Consider the following 17,829-nt stretch of genomic DNA (forward strand, 5'->3'; position numbering starts at 1 on the left):
CTTTATGAGTTGGTGGACATGTGGACAATTGGGGTGACATGGGAAAACCCGCCTTAAAACCAGGAACTGCGGTTTTCCTGTGGCCCAGGGTATAACTAGGGGTGGGAACAAGGGTGGCAAGTTGGGTTAAGGGTATGACTCCGACAACAGGCTTCCAAGGAGAAATCCAAGTGCCAAGTCATCGATCTGACCGAAATGGGTTTGCCTGACCCTGCCCTGGCGATCCACCAACATTGTGGTGGGGGTTCCCTCGAGGCGATATTTCTTCATGGTCGCCGGGATAACGCGCCCTTCCCTCGGCAGGTCTATGGCAACGGGAAAATCCACACCAAACTCTGAACAGAAGACCTTCAACGCTTCTGGCCCCATCACCTCATGATGCTCAAAGACGCTGTGCAGTCCAATGACTTGCAGCTGCGCCCCATCAACCATCTTGTGAACTTTCTTAGCCTGCGGAATCGCGTGGTTCACACAACCTGGACACAACATTTGAAAGACCTCGATGAGTACCACTTTCCCCTCAAAATCCGGGGCCCGATCGTCAGGCGTATTTAGCCACTCTTGGACATCTAACTCCAACTGCGGAACATCCATGACACACTTCCTAACTGTTGTTTTGATCACACTTTCTTAGGATCCATTTTGGATGAGTCCCATAGGTTTGGCCATACCTCTATTTCCATTAAGGGATCTATTAATTTGACATATGATTAGGAGTCTGGCTTTAATTGACGCGGTAACTATCTTTCCTAACCGCTGAAAGGCGCTTCACATGAAGTTCAAGAAGTCCTGGCCCGCACTCGCTGTGGCAACCGCACTCGGTGTTTCCACACTTCTCAACCCGTCTGCTGGTGCAGCTCCGCTGAGCTTTGGCTCTTCCAACGCAACTGCAGGCACCCCTACCGCTGGTGAAAAAACCGACGATGAGCGTGATGTGGCCTCGGGCGACAAGTCCTCAAAGTGCAACCTGGATTTCAATGCGAACTCGGAATGGTCAACAGAAGGCAAGCACACGGTAAATAGCTTGGTCTACACCCCGTTCGCACAAGATGAGAAAGAAGCGGCCAAGTATGTAGAGTCCGCGGGCTTCCTTGAGACTCACGGCTGGGGCGACATCCGTCGCGTCATCGCCGGTACCGTCTACCCGCTCAATGATGCGAAGCTGACCGTCACGCTGCCTGAAGGCGTGAAAGCTGAAGAATTGACCGTTTCTACGGAGACGGATTTCCTGTGGGGCGCTAACGTCGTCTACGGCACATTCGGTGAGCGTTTCACAAACAAGATCGAAGACGCTGATAATAAAACCAAGAAGGAAGGCAATGTGATCACCGTCGACCTCGGTGATCTGGAAGCTCTTTCCGCCATCGACCTGCGTATCCAGGGCGCAGGCCTCGACTCCATTGACGCCGAGCTGACCGGCACGTGGGATCCAGAGGAAGTAGCTGAATTCCAGGCACCAGAGGCCTTCTCTGAGGCAGATCGCGACGCTGTGGACGAAGTTCGCCCAGATTGCGAGGCTGCCGCTGGAAGCTCGAATTTCGGATCTAGCTCCAGCTCTTTCGACGGCCTGCTCTCTCTGCTTAAGTAGAGTAGCCAAAACGGCCGGTTTCCTGAACAACGGATTGTTCAGGAAACCGGCCGTTTTTTCGTCGTAAAGCGACTGTCTTGTCGAACTAGATTGGGTAGTCGCCTGGCTCGGACTGCACGCCGATCCAGTGATCGGTGGTGAACTCCTCGATAGCCCACTCGCCGTTGAAGCGGCCCAGGCCGGAGTTCTTCTCGCCACCGAACATCACGTGAGCTTCGTCGTTCACTGTGATGTCGTTGATGTGGGTCATGCCAGCCTTGATACCGCGGCCGAACTTCACGCCACGCATCAGATCCTGGGTAAACACTGCAGAGGACAGGCCGAACTCGGTGTCGTTGGCAAGCTCGAGAGCGTGTGCCTCATTATCTGCCTTGACAATGCCCACTACAGGGCCGAAGATCTCCTCGCGGAAGAGCTCCATGTCAGGGGTGACATCAGCGAATACGTGAGGCGGAACAACACGGCCAACGATCTCACCGGAGACAACCTCGCGGGCACCGTCTGCGCGTGCCTGCTCGATCTTGCCGGTCACCGACTTGAGCTGGGAATCGTTGATGATCGGGCCAACGCAGTTATCTGGGTTGGTCTGATCGCCGTAGGCAATGCCGGAGACGCGCGCTGCGTACTTTTCCACGAACTCGTCGTAGACCTTGGCATCGACGATGATGCGGTTAATCGCCATACAAATCTGTCCCTGGTGCAGGAACTTACCCATGGATGCTGCTGCGACAGCCTTATCCACATCCGCGTCGTCGAGCACGACCAGAGGTGCATTGCCACCAAGCTCGAGGGCGACCTTCTTAATGTACTTGCCGCCAACAGCGGTAGCGCCGACGTTCTTGCCCACTGGCGTGGAACCGGTAAAGGAAATCAGGGAAGGCACAGGGCTTTCCACAAAGTGGTCACCGATCTCGGAGCCGGAACCGATGACAACATTGAGCACACCGGCTGGCAGGCCAGCAGCCTCGAAGATGGTGGCAAGCATGGTGCCGCCAACAACTGGGGTATCCGATGCAGGCTTCAGAACAACTGCGTTACCCAGTGCCAGAGCTGGTGCGACGGAACGCATGGACAGGCCGAATGGGAAGTTCCATGGGCTGATCACGCCGACAACACCGAGTGGCTCACGGAACACGTAGTTGGTCTTGCCTGGGGTGTTCGATGGGTGGATCGTGCCATGCACTCGCGTTGGGAAGGATGCGGACTCGCGGATGGAACCAACAGCGATGCCCACCTCGGTGCCAGCCTTGATCATGGTCGAGCCGGACTCACGAGAGATCAGCTCGGCGATTGCTTCTTGGTTTTCTTCGATGTAATCAGCGGCAGCGTGGATGATGCGTGAGCGCTCTGATGGTGGCAATGCCGCCCACTCGACCTGGGCCCTCTTTGCGGTCTCGTAAGCATCGTCGACATCCTGCTTGGAGGCCTGCTTAAACGTGGTGATCTCCGAGTTGTCGTACGGATTGGTGGACACGGTGGTGCCCTCAGAGGTGCCCTCAGAGGTGCCCTCGCGCCAGCCTCCGATGTAGAGCTTGTCGGAAACCAGGTGTTCGTAGGAAGCCATGAAAGTTTTTCTCCTTGAAAATCTTTTGAAGTCTTGAAAAGATGTGGCCCCAGTTTAATGAAAACTGGGGGATTGTGTACGGGGTTACCTCAGGGTGAGGGGTAGGGCTAGTTCTTGCCCTCGTCGGCAAGCACCTTCAGCGACTGCTCGATCTCGTCGCGACCTGCCCAGGAACCGTGGAACCCGAATGGCACGCGACCTGGCAGCGGGATGCGTGCCAGCGGGGTGCGACCGAAGTCTTCGGTGTCGTAAATGCACAGCTCGGACTTGCCGGTTGCGCGGTTCCACCAGATGGAGAGCAGGTAGCCTGCGTCTTCTTTGTCGGAGCCTTCGCGTGGCACGAAGATCGGCTCGGAGGGGTTGGTCAGGTCGTCGAGGCCCTCGATGACGGTGACCGTCTCGCGATTCAGATCGTTCTTCGCCAGGCCGTCACTCATGGTGTCTTCGGCAACGCCACGGGTGGTCACGAAGTAGCCGAAGTTGTGCTTGCGGCCCAGGTTCTTCGGGTTGATCATTGGGAACTCGCCGGCGATGTTGGAGGTCACTGTGTCGCGCACGGTGCCGGTGGCAAAGTCCACTTCCCAACGCCATGGAATTGCGTTGTTGAACCACTCATGCGAGGACAGTGGGTTGTTGGTCTGCTCGATCGGGGTACCGAAGCGGTCGATGCGCGGCGCCTCGATGACGATCTTGGTGCCCTCTTCGTAAGCGTTGAAGAAGTGGGTTGGGAAGAAGGCATCCTCGACGCGGAAAGTCCGCACCTCGTGAGTCTTGCGGTTCATGGTGACGATTTCCACGCCACCTTCGGTCGCAGCCTCATCCCAGATCAGGCCTGGATTGCCCTTGGCCACATTCTCGCCAAGGAAGAGCGCTGGGGTAACGAAGAAGATGGCGTAGTTCTCGCTGATGGCGAAATCATGGAACATCGACGGTGCCTTGACGTTAAAGGCGTGCGAATCGATGACTTGTCCATGGGAATCTGCCTCGTACCAGGTGACCAAGGTTCCCTGGTAGGAGTAGAAGAGCATGTTGCCGTTGTCAGGGTCGACCTTGTAGTGCGCGGTACAGGTGAAAGGCACGTCGCCGTTGAAGTCGTAGGTGCCGTGAGTCTCCAGGGACTCAGGGTGCATCTGGTGTGGGAGGCCACCTTCGAAGAAAACGAGGAGGCGATCGCCCTGGATGCCGACGTTGGTGTTCGGGACGTTCTTCATCTGTGGTGCACCCTCAGGCAGAGCTGGGATGGTGCCGCCGTTAACGAAACCGGAGTAAATAGCCTCGCCTGCTTCGACCTCGACCTTAAGGGCATCGGTGTTGACCCACTTATTCTTGTACGCAGCCTTGCCATCGCGCAGGTAGACGGCGTAAACCATGCCGTCGCCTTCAAACCAGTGGTAACGATCCACGTTGCGTGGCTTGTACTTCGGGTTAGAGCCGGTGCGGAACAGTGCGCCATTGAGTTCCTGGGGTACTTCGCCGATGATCTCCAGGTCGAACTGCTCGGTTTCTTCGTGCCATGGTTCGAATGGGCCGTTGAGGAACTTGTTGTTTGTATCAAATTGCATGATGTTCTCCTAAGTTTCAGTTTGTGTCTAGACGTGCAGGTGTTGTTGGGAAGTGCCCCAGATACCGTGGTTTCCGGGAGACAGGATGCCCTTTGGATCAAGCGCATCCTTGAGCGTGGTGTACAGGTTGTGCAGGGCACCATCGTTGAAGGTGTAAGCAGAGACCACCTCGTCGATGATGTGTGGGTGAGCGCGGTATTCGCTCCAGCCGCGTTCGACTGCGTATTTGCCCATCTTCTTCACCGCACGCACTGCGCGCTTGCGCTCCTCGGCGTCGTTGGTGTCGAAGAAGACCATGTTCACCGCCGCGATGGAGCGCGCCGATCCGATCCAACCGAAGGCTGCCACCAGGTCCTCTTCGCGCAGTACCTTCTGGGCATAGGCTTCGAATTCGGCTGCTGGCTTGCCCTCGAAAGGCATGACTGGCGAGAAGTCGATGTGGCCGAAGCTCTCGCCGAAGTGTGCCTTGAGCACATCGAGCAAGAACATGTTCGGAATACCCATTGGAACCAGGTCCAGCGGGTGTACTTCTTCGGCCTTCGCATCGCCTGCGTAGGTCCGCAGTTCAACGGTGACTCCCTCGATGCCTTCGACGGCCGCGCGGAGTTGGCGTTCCTTGACCTCATTGAGTTCAGCGGTGCCGTAGAAGGCCACGCGTGCGTTGAAACGTCCCGGCGGAAGGGATGCCGAGAGCTTGTACAGCTTCGATTTTCCTGCGGTATCAGTTTCCGGAGTCGCGCGTTCGCCTTCTGGAGGATGTGGCGCGCACGTCATCAGTGGCTGGCCTTGGATGACGCCACTAGCGACGAGTGGCTGCAACGCATCCAAAACAGTTGCGATGTTTTCGTCGTTATCGCAAATCACGGAACCCGTGGTGACGGACTCTGGCTGCGGCATTAGCCACACGCCCACCTTGGTCACAATGCCAAAGTTGGACTGCATGAAAAGCGAATCCACGGACGGACCGAATCCGCGCTTGTGGCGGTGCCACATTTCACTATTTGGGATCGCACCGAGTCCAGTACGCACGAGGGTGCCATCGGCGAGAACTACTTCCATGCCACAAATGGCGGAAGCGTGATCGCCATAGACCGAGTAGCCCATACCGTGCTCGAGAGCGTTGCCCGTTACGGAACCCCATCCGAGGTCGGGAACCGACATGGACAGCTTGTAGCCACCAACTTGAATGGCGTTATACAGATCGAAGAAGCTCACACCAGGCTCGACCTCTGCGTAGGCTGCCTTCTCGTTGATCTCAATGACCTTGTTCATCCGACGCAGGTTGACCACTACCGTTTGATCAACAACCGGAGCCCCGCCACCGTAACCATAATTGCGGCCAGTGGAGTTCGTCCACAGGTGGATTCCGTGTTCGTTGGCAATGCGGACCACTGCTTGGACTTCTTCCACCGTGGCCGGCTGGACGATAATGATCGGTTGTTCTCCGGGTGCCTCCTTGGAGGTATACGGATCACTAAATTCCTTGATATCGGCCTCGGAAGTTTTAATACCTTCGGGCCCGACTGCTGGCTCAAAAAGTGCAGCAAGTGACTCCACTGTGAATTGAGTCCGTCTTTGAGCGATGCTCATACTCTCTCCTATCCGTTCGGTAGAAGAGAATCTAATGTGCTCTATGCCACATCAATAGGCCTCATAAGACATGAAGCACAGCTCATGTTTGTTGCGGGGCAACAAACATGCAGGATAGCACGACCAAAGAAAACTACTTTTCCGGCGTCTCGGCACCAAAAAGCTCAGGAAGTTCTTTCAAAATGCGCAACGCGGCGAGCAAACCACCAACATCAGTCTCATCTCCCAGGGTGATCCCCGCCTTTTCTAACGCCTGGTCGACGCGATAGGCCACCGTGTTTGGCGCAAGCGCCAAGTCTTTCCCTGTCGCTTTTCTACTGCGCCCAAGGGCAATGAAGCTTTCCAAAGTGTCACGTAGCTCGCGATTTCTTGGCGAGTCCAAAACAAGTGGGCCCAGCCGTGCTTGAAGAAATCGAGTCAAACCCGGGCTTTCGATATCAATGAAGGAAAAGATTTCCCCCACCTCAGACCCGACCACATCAGCTCCAGTCGCCCCTCTGGCGGGATGTTGCGCGACCCGAAGGGATGCTCGCGCTTCATCGATAGCCGCAGGCAGGTTCAGCTCTCCACGCTGCATCGAGGAATACCCGGCAATTATCTCTGCCGGCAACTGTAGCAATTGCCTGGGCCTGCGTCGTTTGCCGTTTACCTGCTCACGCACAATAACGAACACACCTCGCGCTACCACCTGGACTAATACCGCCTTAAATCCAACGGCATCCGCGACTAGGCGAGCGAGTTCATCAGCCTCGTCCGCTGATCCGAGCAGATTTTTAACTTGTCGGCCCCGCACAAGGAGAACAGCGAATGGTTTATCCAGGTCAAGGCCCAAATATCTTCCGATACCCAGAGGCTGCTGCTCCCCTTCTAAAAGCGCTTCGATGAGTACCCGCTTCCGCTCTGGCGAAGCACCGTCCCCCTCACCTTCCTGCTGCTTATACGCAACAATCAGGTCGGCGATATAGCGTTCTACCACGATATTCATGCGGGTATATAGAATTTGCAACGCGTCGGCACCGTTCAGCGGGTCGAGGCGCCTTTGCTGGATAAGAAGTTCTTCTTGCACCTTATTGTGATGCACCCAGACAAACCTGATGATCGAGGGCAGTGGAACGCCTCGTCGATACGCGTCAATGGCATGATCTGTAATATTTTTCGGAGTTTTCCACTCCTTCGACTCGCTGACCAGTACACATAAGGTAGTCAATACCCCCGCAATGGCAGCTTTTCGCTCCATTGCGCTGATTTGTTCACTCGACGTCGCGTCTGCAAGCATCCGAGTTTCCTGGGCTTTATCGGCAGCCTCATGTGCCACGTTGATAGCCCAGTTGAGCGCGCTTGGGGTGAGAGATTCGGTCGCCCTCTGCCACCCATCAAGTTCCGCATTGTTCAAACCATGATCAGGCACGGTGTCACAAGAAAGTCGCTGAATCCACGAAAACATGGCGTTTGGTCTCCCTTCGTTTTCGACCTCACGCAATTCGGCACAGTCTACCTGGGCGATGGAATTTCTAGGAGCAGGCCCAAACTTAATCACTTTGTATCCTGCTACCCCCTCAGGTACCCACGGGGGTAAATACCTCTACGACGCTTGCGCTCCACAAGATCCGAAAGCTTAATCTAAACCCGCTTCCATAAAGTTCAACGCACCGGCTCCGCATTCGGGGTCGGTGCGTTTTTGGGTTGTACACGAGTTAAGGGCGTATCGACGAAAAACGGCGCACCCCTGAGAAGCCAATAGCTTCGGGGTGCGCCGTTTAACCTTCGCAGGTATTAAGCGTTGAGCTTGCGGTAATCGAAGACCTGATCGATCAGGCCGTACTCGACAGATTCCTCTGCGGTCAGGATCTTGTCGCGGTCGGTATCGATGCGGATCTGCTCTGCGGTCTGGCCGGTGTGGCGAGCCAAGGTCTCCTCCATGAGGCGACGCATACGCTCGATCTCCTTAGCCTGGATCTCCAGGTCCGAGACCTGGCCCTGGGTGCCCTGGGTAGCAGGCTGGTGGATCAGAATGCGCGAGTTTGGCAGCGCAGCACGCTTGCCAGGTGCGCCTGCAGCAAGCAGCACAGCCGCAGCAGATGCAGCCTGACCGAGGCAGACGGTCTGCACATCTGGGCGCACGTACTGCATCGTGTCGTAGATAGCCATCAACGAGGTGAAGGAACCACCTGGGGAGTTGATGTACATTGTGATGTCGCGGTCTGGGTCCTGGGACTCAAGCACCAAAAGCTGCGCCATAATGTCGTTTGCAGAGGTGTCATCGACCTGGGTGCCCAGGAAGATGATGCGCTCTTCGAACAGCTTTGAATAAGGGTTGGTTTCCTTGGTCCCGTACGAGGACTGCTCGATAAAGCTCGGCAGAACATAGCGGGAGCTAGGCATTTGGAAAGACATAGACTTTATTCTCCTCTTCAGTTCTAGTTTTTAATCGAGCCGTTGGATGCATGTTCGATGACGTGGTCAACGATGCCGTATTCCTTCGCTTCTTGAGCGGTAAACCAGCGGTCACGGTCAGAGTCCTTGGAGATCTGCTCGTAGGTCTGGCCGGTGTGCTCCGCGATCAGCTCTGCCATCTCTCGCTTGGTCTGTGCGAACTGCTCTGCCTGAATAGCGATATCGGCTGCAGTACCACCCACACCAGCGGAAGGCTGGTGCATCATAATGCGTGCGTGAGGCAGCGCGTAGCGCTTGCCCTTGGTTCCGCCCGAGAGCAGGAACTGACCCATCGATGCGGCCATGCCCATGCCGTAGGTACGGATATCACACGGCGAGTACTTCATCGTGTCGTAGATAGCCATGCCGGCACTGACCGAGCCACCTGGAGAGTTGATGTAAAGCGAAATGTCGCGGGTAGGGTCCTCTGCCGAAAGAAGCAGGATTTGCGCACACAGCTTGTTCGCAATGTCATCGTCTACCTGCTGGCCAAGGAAGATAATGCGCTCACGCAGAAGGCGCTCGTAGACAGGATCTCCGGGGTAGCCTCCGGATGCCCCTGATTCCATCTTTGTTCCGTCAGTCATGGTTGAAAAACTCCTGTTAATAGTGCTAATTCCAATGAGAACCAACGTACCAGCGGAGCGAAGCATTCCGCTCCTTTGTTCGCTATCAGCGTAGGAGCACTATTTTTCCGTCGCACCTACTGCCGCAAGAGCATAGTTAGCGTAAAGAATACCCAATTCTTCGGCCGAATATTTACCTTCTGGGCTGAACCAGACCGATACCCCAATGCCCATATCGATCAACGCGTAGCAGGTGATCTCGGCATCGTCGACAGTAAAAATACCTTGACGACGACCCTCCTCCACAATTTCTACCCACCGAAGAACATAATCACGACGCATTTGGAGCACTTCCGACTTAGTTGGCTCCTCCAGGCTATGAATTTCGGAGTTCACAACGCGTACCGAACGTGAATAATTCGCGTGAGTCTTCACATGCGAGATCATCGAAGCTTTCAGCTTGTCCACGGGCCCTTCGGCGCGGGCAACGGCGAGCGCGTGATCGTCGAGAAGCTGCTGCATTGACCCTGTAACGAGCTCTGCTAAGACCTCTTGCTTGCTGCGCACATGGTTATACAAGCTGGAGGTGCCCATGCCGATTTCTCGGGCGATGTCCTCCATACCCGTGCCGTGGTAACCGCGGGTGCTGAAGAGCATGAGGGCGGCTTCGGCGATCTGCTGCTTCCTTTGTTCATTGGCCATGCCAGAAGAATGTACCAGTAAAACCCTGAAGAGTTTCACGCCACTAAGCAAATATTTTATGCCTCACCCCTCACTTGACAAGTGATGTAAGTTACACCACACTTGCGGGTAACGAATTGCAGTTCGTATCAGATGAAAGGACGATCATGACTGATACACACAATCCCCTCTCCGGTGCCCCCACCGACTTCTACAACGTTTTTTCCGACGTCTCGGGCGAGGATTTAAAAGCGTGGCAAGATGCCGCCACCTTCGGCGCCGAAATCGCACCTCATGTGAATGAAGCATGGGAGAAGGCCGAGTACCGCATCGACTTGGTCGAACGGGCTGGCGAACTAGATCTCCTCCTCGACGGAATCGAGATCCCAGGCCACCGCTCCATGTCGCGGCTTGCCGTGGGCCTTGTGTACATGGAGATCGCGCGCGCCGACGCTTCCATGGGTACCGCGCTTGCCGTTCAGGCCGGCTTGGCCATGCAGTCCATTGATCAGTGCGGATCGCAGGCGCAAAAGGATCAGTACCTAGACAAGATGGCAAAGGGCGAAATTCTCGGTGCCTTTGCACTGACTGAGCCTGACCATGGTTCGGATTCCGTTGCGCTGGAAACGTCCGCGGTGCTCGACGGCGACGAGTGGGTCATTAATGGCGAAAAGAAGTGGATCGGCCAGGGCTCCGTCGGCCACATCTCCGTGGTCTGGGCACGCATGGAAAATGGCGAAGTCTCAGGCTTCATCGTCCCGCAGGACTCCCCTGGCTACGAAGCCCAGACCATCGAGGGCAAGGGCGGACTGCGTGGAATCCCGCAGGCACACATCAAGTTCACCGACGTGCGCGTGCCAAAGGAGAATCGTCTCGAGGGGGCGAATTCCTTCCGCGATGTCGCCACAGTGCTCACCGGCACCCGTTCGTCCGTGGCCTGGGCAGCGCTGGGTATTGCAATTTCCAGCTTCGAAACCGCGCTTTCCTACGTCAAGGAGCGCGAGCAATTCGGCAAGCCACTGGCAAAGATGCAGCTTATTCAATATCGTCTGAGTAACATGCTCCAAGATCTCACAGCGATGGCGCTCTACTGCCGTCGCCTGGTCACCATGGAAATGGACGGCACGATGACCGAGCAGCAGGCATCGCTTGCAAAGGTGCATAACACCCGCAAGGCACGCGCCATTACCGCAGACGCCCGCGACATGCTTGGCGGAGTGGGCATGCTGCTGGAAAACAACGTCATGCGCAACCTTGCCGATATCGAGGCCCTACATACTTACGAGGGCACCGATACCATCCAGAATCTGATCGTGGGCAAGGAAATCACGGGGATGAGCGCGTACCGCTAAAAGCTAGTCCGCGTACTGCGCTACTCCCCCGCCGAAGGACCAGTTCTCCTTCGGCACCTCGACCAGATTGATAAACACGTCCTCGGTGCGCATTCCCACCGCATCTTGCAGCGCATCGGCGAGCTCTCGGTAAAAGCGCTTCTTCAGCTCCACGTCGCGCCCCTCATTCAACGTAATTTGAATGATCAGGGCGCGATTGGTGCGCCTGACCAAATACGACTGATCCATGACCAGATTCTCTAGCTTGTGCGCATTGACGATCATGAATTTATCGTTCACCGGAGCACCCAGCACGTTTACCAACGTGTCGTAGATGGTTTCGACAATGGTGTTTCGCTGCTCCACGGGTGTGAGCTCGGGTAGGTCTATTCTTACTAAAGGCATGATTGTTTCCTTATTAATTAGGTCTGAGTGGTTTTGATTGGCTTCTCGACGACAAAAAGATTGAGCACCGCTGCAACGAGGCTAAGCGCCAAGGCAAGAATCCAGATTGAATCGTACGACTGAGTTTGCTCGAAAATCAGCCCTCCGAGCCATCCTCCAAGGAATGAACCAATCTGATGCAAAAGAAAAGCAAGTCCAGTCAGCATGGCAAGATTTTTGACCCCAAACATCGACGCGATGACACCGTTAGTCAGCGGGACCGTGGCTAACCACAAAATACCCATGACCGAGGCAAAGACATAGGTCGATCCCGTCGTGAGAGGTACTGACAAGTAGATTGCAAATGCGATCGCGCGCGAAACATAGATTGCTACAAGAAGTCGTGGCTTAGAAAACCTGGATCCGAGCCAACCTGCGGCAAGGGTGCCGAAGATATTGAACAAGCCGATAAGAGCCAAAGAATTGGAGCCCACTGATGCAGCAAGGCCGTGGTCTTCTACGTATGCAGGTAGATGCGTGGCGATGAAAACAACGTGAAATCCGCAAACAAAGAATCCGAGCGAAAGTAACCAAAATCCACGATGGCTTAGCGCATTTTTCGCAGCTTCGCCTGCAGTCAATTCAGCTCCAATTTATTCGGTTCCTGTGGCCTTGACTGAGCGGAGGATTAGCGACAATGGCAAGATCAATGCGGCAACAGCCGAGGACAGCACCAAGGTTCGTACCCAGCCGATGCCTCCAATGAGCTCGAGTACCGCTGGCATCATCGCGAACTGGCCCAACGACCCCACCGACATGGCCACGCCAAAGGCCAACGATCGTTTCTCGGCAGGCAGGGCACGGCTAATGGCAGCGAAAACCACTGGCATTGTTGTACCCGCCAAACCCAGCCCGACAAATCCGCCAGCGAACAGCATAAACATGGCTTGATTCGGTGCCCACGACATCCCGAGCAAGCCCATCACATAAAAGACGGCACCACTAAAGATGATCTTCTTTGCACCTAGCTTATCTGCGAGGACTCCAACAACCGGTTGAACGAATCCCCACACTAGGTTTTGGATTGCAATGGCAAAGCTAAAGACTCCCCTGCCCCAATCATGGGCTTCACTTACAGGCTGCAGGTAAAGACCGAAGGAATGGCGCAATCCCAAGGAGATCAGAAGGACTAGCGAGCCGGCAGTGAGAGTGACCCGCGCTGTGTTTGAAAGCTTCTTCATATCACCTAACTTTCTTTAACGAAGTTAATATCTTGTGTGAGACAATACCGTAAACGGAGAAAGATGGAGGAGTAAATGCCACTACGATCCGACTGGTCTGAAGAAATGTGTCCAATTCAGCGCTCTCTCAACGTCGTTGGAGATCCCTGGATTCTGCTGATCATCCGTGATGTATTGCACGGAAATGGCCGTTTCGACCAGCTCCGAGACAATCTTGGAATTTCAGAGGCCGTGTTAAGCCGTCGGCTGAGCGACATGGTGGAGGCCGGGCTGCTGACCCGAGCCGAGTACAAAGACGGCAACCGCACACGCCAAGGCTATGTCGCAACGGAAGCCGCAGCCGAGCTACTGCCGATTCTGCAACAGCTCGCTGTCTGGGGCGAAAAGCACACAAAGTTGCCCGCCGGTGGCGCACACATGACAATGATCCACGAAACTTGTGGCCAAGAAACCACCCAGGGACAAATCTGCAGTGCTTGCGGAAGGCCAATGCACAGTAACGAAATGGTGTGGGTCAAGCCCTGGAAAGACGCCCGAGATCAACTTGTCGCAGCCGGTACGCTGAGTCCGCTTAAAAGCACTTCGCTTCACGACGACGAACCTTAGGAACCAAAAACATACACTCCTGCAAGAGAAACACACATGATGATGCAGGTAGAGATCAGCCCGAGGACAACCGGCTTCGCACCAACCTTGACTAATGCGCGGAAGTTCAAGCCGAGCCCGAGCGCAAACATAGCAGCCGCAAGCAACAGTGTTTGTGCAATCTGAATGACTCCCAGAACGGACTCAGGCAAGATCCCGGTTGTGCGCACCAGCATCGCCACAATGAATCCCACGATAAACAATGGCACGATCGGCGCGTTGTTTTTCCCGACTGTTTTTCCGCTACGTTTCATTGCCCATGACACTCCAGCAATCACGGGAGCCAGCATGAGTACGCGGGCAAGCTTGACTGTGACCGCAACACCGAGAGCCGCCCCGCCGACCGCCCCACTTGCAGCTACTACTTGGGCGACCTCGTGCGTTGAGGCACCAATCCAGATCCCCATGTCGTGCTCCGGCATCCCAAGGAGGCCACCCAAAAAAGGAACCAGCGGAATCATGATCGTTCCAAACAACACGACCAGGCCGACGGCCGTAGCCACCTCTTCCTTCTTCGCCTTCACGGTATCGTCCATCGCCGCCACCGCCGCCGCGCCACAAATGGAAAACCCGGAGGCAATGAGTATGCGCTGCGTCAGGTTAATGCCCAGTCGCTTGCCCACCCACAGGGTGGAAACGAACGTGACAGACACTGCTGCGATCACAATCACCAAGACTCCCACGCCAAGGTCAAGGATGGCCGACAGCGACAATTGAAATCCCAGCAGCACAATGCCTGCCCGAAGTAAGCTTTTCGACGAAAAGGCGATCCCCTCGTCCAACCTTTCCGGTACCGGGGCAAGGTTGCTCCAGAGTGCTCCAATCACGATGGCAATAAGTAAGGCGCTCACTCCAGGCAGATAGCGCGAAATTGCCCACGATGCCACGGCTGCGATGCTTGCAACAAGCACCCCCGGAAGAGTTCTCCGTAACTTTCCATTGGCCGTAACCAGGGCATTTTTATTCATGTATCCAGGTTTTCACCAACCCTGCGATTGTTGTAGCCCCCAACTTGCCAATGCGGTTATATCATCTTGATATGTCTCCGCAGATTCCCAACGTCGACCAATGGCTCAGTTTGAGCATGTTGCGCCTGCTCACCGGTGTAGCCGAGCTCGGCAGTCTTAGCGCGGCCGCGCAATCGTGTGGAGTTGCGCAATCCAATGCATCGCGGTCTATGAAAACTCTCGAGAGAAGACTTGGGTATCCGCTTCTGCACCGCAGTACCCACGGATCAACATTGACGCAGGAAGGAAAACTTACCGTGGAATGGGCCCGGGGAGTTCTCGACGCCGTCGACCGTCTCGCTGTCGGGGCGGAATCCCTTGCACACGCTGGACAAGAACAACTTTCCATCAGTGCCAGCATGACTATTGCCGAACACCTTCTCCCCGGCTGGCTGGGAGAGTTCAGAAAACAACAGCCCCACGTGTCCACAAAGCTTCAGGTGGCCAATTCTGCCGATGTCATTGCTTCTGTCGAGTCGGGAGCTGCGGCGCTGGGATTCGTCGAAACGCCAACTCTTCCGACAACCTTGCACTCTGCCCCTGTGTGGACGGACCAACTTGTTGTTGTGGTGGGTGCCAAGCACCCCTGGGCAGCGCGAAGTACCCCGATTGACACCGAGGAGTTGGCCACCACTGCACTCATCGAGCGCGAAGAGGGCTCCGGGACGCGGGCGTTCCTTGATTTCTTGGTCAGCAGTGATCGCCCGGCCCCGCTTCTCGAGCTCAATAGCATTTCGGCTATTTGTCACGCCGTGATGGAGGGCATTGGCCCAGCCGTGTTGAGTCGCCTTGCGGTGGACAGTTACTTAAGGGCAGGTCAGTTGGTGGAAGTTCCCACCGAGGGCGTCACTCTCAATCGGCTGATGCATGTTCTGTGGCGCGGTGAGGCCGATAATGCGGAAGCCGTGAGGAATTTTCTTGCCGTGGTAGGAATGAGAACCCGCACCACCAACGAGCGGTAGTGCGGGTTCTTGTAGCCGCCCAATTAGTTGCGCAGCGGCTGGCGTGGGTTCTTATACATCTGCACCACGCGGTCGATGTTTTCTTGGTGCTCGATCAAAGGAACTGTGTTGCGGGTCTCGCGCTTGCCCATCTCAAAGGAATCGATGGTCTCGCCGTCACCATCTTGAGCGGTGTAGGTGTGGCCAATCGCCTGAGAGATTCGCAGATCGGTGGCAGTGCCCTCGGTGTATTCCAGCGCTGGTGCATCGGCTGGGTACAAAGGCAGCTCCCGAGTGCCGGGTTCGGTGTAGCCATTGGCAAGTTCACGAGCAAGCCCAAGCGCATCGGCGACAACGTGCTGCGCAGACAGGACAATGTGGTCACGGTCTGCCCGCAGGAATCCTTGGTCTTCTAGCGCGTGTGCCGGGACCGGCTTCGCAGACATGATGAAGTTGAATGCAGCCCAGTGAGGGTTGTCCACATCGTTGTCGACTAGCCGCTCGAGGGAGCGCACGGTTCCGCCCCAGCCAGGGATGATGCCCACATTTGGTTCTGGGAAACCCAACCGAGTCTCGGCGTGAATCACGGTCGCGTCGCAGTGCATCACTGTTTCCAGGCCTCCGCCAAGCGCGACTCCGCGCACGGCACCTACCACGGGGAAGGGTGCTCGGCGCAGCTTTTCCAAAGTTTCAGCACCTTGCCGCAGCACCTCGCGAAACACCGTCTCGTCTCGTGCTTTGGCCAGTTCAGAAAGGAGTTTCAGGTCGGCACCGGCAGAAAATGCGCGGCTTTCATCGTTGGCAATAACTAGAGCGCGAAGGTCTTCGCGTTGCGAGGCAGCCTCCATGGCCTCAAGCACGGAACGCTCGAGAGAGTTCATGGGGGTGCGCATGGCCAGGATGGCCACCTCGTCGTCAAGCTTAAATACCTGTGCCCCCTCGGTCTCGATGATGACCTCGGCGCCGTCGGTGAGCTGTGCTACCGTGACCACGCCTTCGCGCTCGGGCAGGTCAATGACCTCGCCTGACGACGAGAGCACCTTGCCCTCTGCGGGGTAGAAACCACCGGCCGCCTTCGCCGCAGTGAGCAACTCTGGGACGTCGTCGCCGTATGCCTCAACCAGCCAATCAATGCCGATGGAATCGGCGAGCGCGAACGGGCCCTGCTTCCAGCCGTAGCCGAGCGCCATGGCTTCATCGATCTGGCTGACGGAATCGGTGATTTCTGGGGCAGTGTCGCAGCAGTAACGCAGCGTGGTCAAAAATACCTCGCGGGCGTAGCGACCTGCCGGGGTGTCCCTTTCCATCAGTGATTTGGCGTCGCGCTCGCGCAAGGCGGCGTCGTCGAGGGCGATGCGTGCTCGGTAATCGCCAGCCTGCGGATCGTAGACTTCCTGGCCTCGGTTGCGGTAGAAGCCGGCCCCTTCTGGGTTCGTGCGGCCGGTCAGGCCCTTGTCCAGCAGCTGCTTGACCACGTCGGCCTGGGTGATGTCGTAGGAATGGTAGGCATCGGATTCCGGCAAGGCCTTGAGCAATGAGCCCCAGATCGCCGGGACGAGTTGGAGGCCAACATAATCGAAGAGCCCGAAAATGCCGGTGCGCGGGACGCCGAATGGCTTACCGAAGGCGGTGTCTGCGAGTTCGGGCGCGATATCGTCGCGAAGCGCTACGGCCGCACCCACGGCCATCCAGAAATTACCGATGCGGTTCGCAATGAAACCTGGGGTGTCGCGGCAGTCAATGACAACCTTGCCCAGCTGCTGCTCGCAAATGCGGGTCAGCGTGGTTGCGGTGGCCTCAGATGTCTCGGTGCCGCGGACGAGCTCGACTAATGGCATCACACGTGGCGGGTTGAAGAAGTGGATGATGGCGAAGTCCGGCAACATCGCCGCATCCATGCCTTCGGAAAGGACCGACAATGGGATCGTGGACGTATTCGAGCTCACCGGTGTGCCAGGTGCGCGGTGGGCTGCGATCTTCGCGAAGGTGTCGCGCTTGACCTTGATGTCTTCGAACACGGCCTCGACGATCCACTCGGTCTCGGCCAGACGATCAAGGTGGTCCTCGATGTTGCCTGGGCGGACATTCTCGGCAAACCTCTTCGACATGAAGCCGCGGGCCTTGAGCTGATTCTGAATGCCGGCTTTGGCGCGCGCATCGCGGTCGTCGCCCTGCGCTGGGACATCGAATAGGTCCACTTGGACGCCCGAGTTGGCCAGGTGTGCAGCAATGCCTGCACCCATCGACCCGGCACCGATGACGGCTGCGCGAGAAATAAACTTTCGGTTTTGCATGA

General features: G+C 56.3%; 15 protein-coding genes and 1 pseudogene. 4 read left to right on the forward strand and 12 right to left on the reverse strand.

Annotated features, from left to right (window positions below; translation table 11 throughout):
• Window positions 1-126: 126 nt before the first annotated feature.
• Window positions 127-594, reverse strand: coding sequence for a peroxiredoxin family protein (locus tag ACXZ66_RS10695; protein WP_458748716.1), 468 nt, complete (start codon window positions 592-594; stop codon window positions 127-129).
• Between the two features lie 178 nt (window positions 595-772).
• On the opposite strand from ACXZ66_RS10695, the gene ACXZ66_RS10700 reads away from it, so the two are divergent.
• The gene (locus tag ACXZ66_RS10700; RefSeq protein ID WP_458748718.1) at window positions 773-1,588 is read left to right on the forward strand and encodes a hypothetical protein; all 816 of its coding nucleotides are present in this window, start codon (window positions 773-775) and stop codon (window positions 1,586-1,588) included.
• Between the two features lie 85 nt (window positions 1,589-1,673).
• Here the strand turns inward: ACXZ66_RS10700 and ACXZ66_RS10705 are convergent, their stop codons facing one another.
• From ACXZ66_RS10705 to ACXZ66_RS10735, 7 genes are all read right to left on the reverse strand, one after another.
• Complete coding sequence (locus ACXZ66_RS10705) at window positions 1,674-3,152, reverse strand: aldehyde dehydrogenase family protein (protein ID WP_458748719.1); 1,479 nt, start codon at window positions 3,150-3,152, stop codon at window positions 1,674-1,676.
• A 107-nt stretch (window positions 3,153-3,259) separates the two neighbouring features.
• A complete protein-coding gene (locus ACXZ66_RS10710; protein WP_458748721.1) occupies window positions 3,260-4,714 on the reverse strand; it encodes a carotenoid oxygenase family protein in 1,455 nt (484 codons plus the stop codon).
• 27 nt (window positions 4,715-4,741) lie between these two features.
• Entirely contained in the window at window positions 4,742-6,304 is a 1,563-nt protein-coding gene (locus ACXZ66_RS10715) for an FAD-binding oxidoreductase (protein ID WP_458748723.1), read from the reverse strand.
• Window positions 6,305-6,437: 133 nt separating this feature from the next.
• A complete protein-coding gene (locus ACXZ66_RS10720) occupies window positions 6,438-7,748 on the reverse strand; it encodes a PucR family transcriptional regulator (protein ID WP_458748724.1) in 1,311 nt (436 codons plus the stop codon).
• A 329-nt stretch (window positions 7,749-8,077) separates the two neighbouring features.
• On the reverse strand, window positions 8,078-8,698 hold the full coding sequence (locus tag ACXZ66_RS10725) for an ATP-dependent Clp protease proteolytic subunit (protein ID WP_018296271.1): 621 nt from the start codon (window positions 8,696-8,698) through the stop codon (window positions 8,078-8,080).
• A gap of 23 nt (window positions 8,699-8,721) precedes the next feature.
• Window positions 8,722-9,324: an ATP-dependent Clp protease proteolytic subunit gene (locus ACXZ66_RS10730; protein ID WP_458748725.1), complete on the reverse strand. Its 603-nt coding sequence runs from the start codon at window positions 9,322-9,324 to the stop codon at window positions 8,722-8,724.
• Window positions 9,325-9,423: 99 nt separating this feature from the next.
• Complete coding sequence (locus tag ACXZ66_RS10735; protein ID WP_458748726.1) at window positions 9,424-10,005, reverse strand: TetR/AcrR family transcriptional regulator; 582 nt, start codon at window positions 10,003-10,005, stop codon at window positions 9,424-9,426.
• 146 nt (window positions 10,006-10,151) lie between these two features.
• On the opposite strand from ACXZ66_RS10735, the gene ACXZ66_RS10740 reads away from it, so the two are divergent.
• The gene (locus tag ACXZ66_RS10740; protein ID WP_458748728.1) at window positions 10,152-11,336 is read left to right on the forward strand and encodes an acyl-CoA dehydrogenase family protein; all 1,185 of its coding nucleotides are present in this window, start codon (window positions 10,152-10,154) and stop codon (window positions 11,334-11,336) included.
• A gap of 3 nt (window positions 11,337-11,339) precedes the next feature.
• Here the strand turns inward: ACXZ66_RS10740 and ACXZ66_RS10745 are convergent, their stop codons facing one another.
• Window positions 11,340-11,720, reverse strand: coding sequence for a tautomerase family protein (locus ACXZ66_RS10745; protein ID WP_458748729.1), 381 nt, complete (start codon window positions 11,718-11,720; stop codon window positions 11,340-11,342).
• A gap of 17 nt (window positions 11,721-11,737) precedes the next feature.
• Window positions 11,738-12,940 (reverse strand): annotated as a pseudogene (locus tag ACXZ66_RS10750) (MFS transporter).
• A 75-nt stretch (window positions 12,941-13,015) separates the two neighbouring features.
• Here ACXZ66_RS10750 and ACXZ66_RS10755 point away from each other — a divergent pair.
• The gene (locus ACXZ66_RS10755) at window positions 13,016-13,546 is read left to right on the forward strand and encodes a winged helix-turn-helix transcriptional regulator (protein ID WP_458748730.1); all 531 of its coding nucleotides are present in this window, start codon (window positions 13,016-13,018) and stop codon (window positions 13,544-13,546) included.
• Here the strand turns inward: ACXZ66_RS10755 and ACXZ66_RS10760 are convergent.
• Entirely contained in the window at window positions 13,543-14,553 is a 1,011-nt protein-coding gene (locus tag ACXZ66_RS10760) for a YeiH family protein (protein WP_458748731.1), read from the reverse strand. The genes ACXZ66_RS10755 and ACXZ66_RS10760 overlap by 4 nt on opposite strands.
• Before the next feature lie 71 nt (window positions 14,554-14,624).
• On the opposite strand from ACXZ66_RS10760, the gene ACXZ66_RS10765 reads away from it, so the two are divergent.
• Window positions 14,625-15,554 carry a LysR family transcriptional regulator gene (locus tag ACXZ66_RS10765; RefSeq protein ID WP_458748732.1) on the forward strand — a complete coding sequence of 310 codons (930 nt, stop codon included), beginning with the start codon at window positions 14,625-14,627 and terminating at the stop codon, window positions 15,552-15,554.
• Window positions 15,555-15,577: 23 nt separating this feature from the next.
• Here the strand turns inward: ACXZ66_RS10765 and ACXZ66_RS10770 are convergent, their stop codons facing one another.
• On the reverse strand, window positions 15,578-17,827 hold the full coding sequence (locus ACXZ66_RS10770; RefSeq protein ID WP_458748733.1) for a 3-hydroxyacyl-CoA dehydrogenase/enoyl-CoA hydratase family protein: 2,250 nt from the start codon (window positions 17,825-17,827) through the stop codon (window positions 15,578-15,580).
• Window positions 17,828-17,829: the final 2 nt, after the last annotated feature.

It is taken from the genome of Corynebacterium sp. S7 (genome assembly GCF_054401105.1).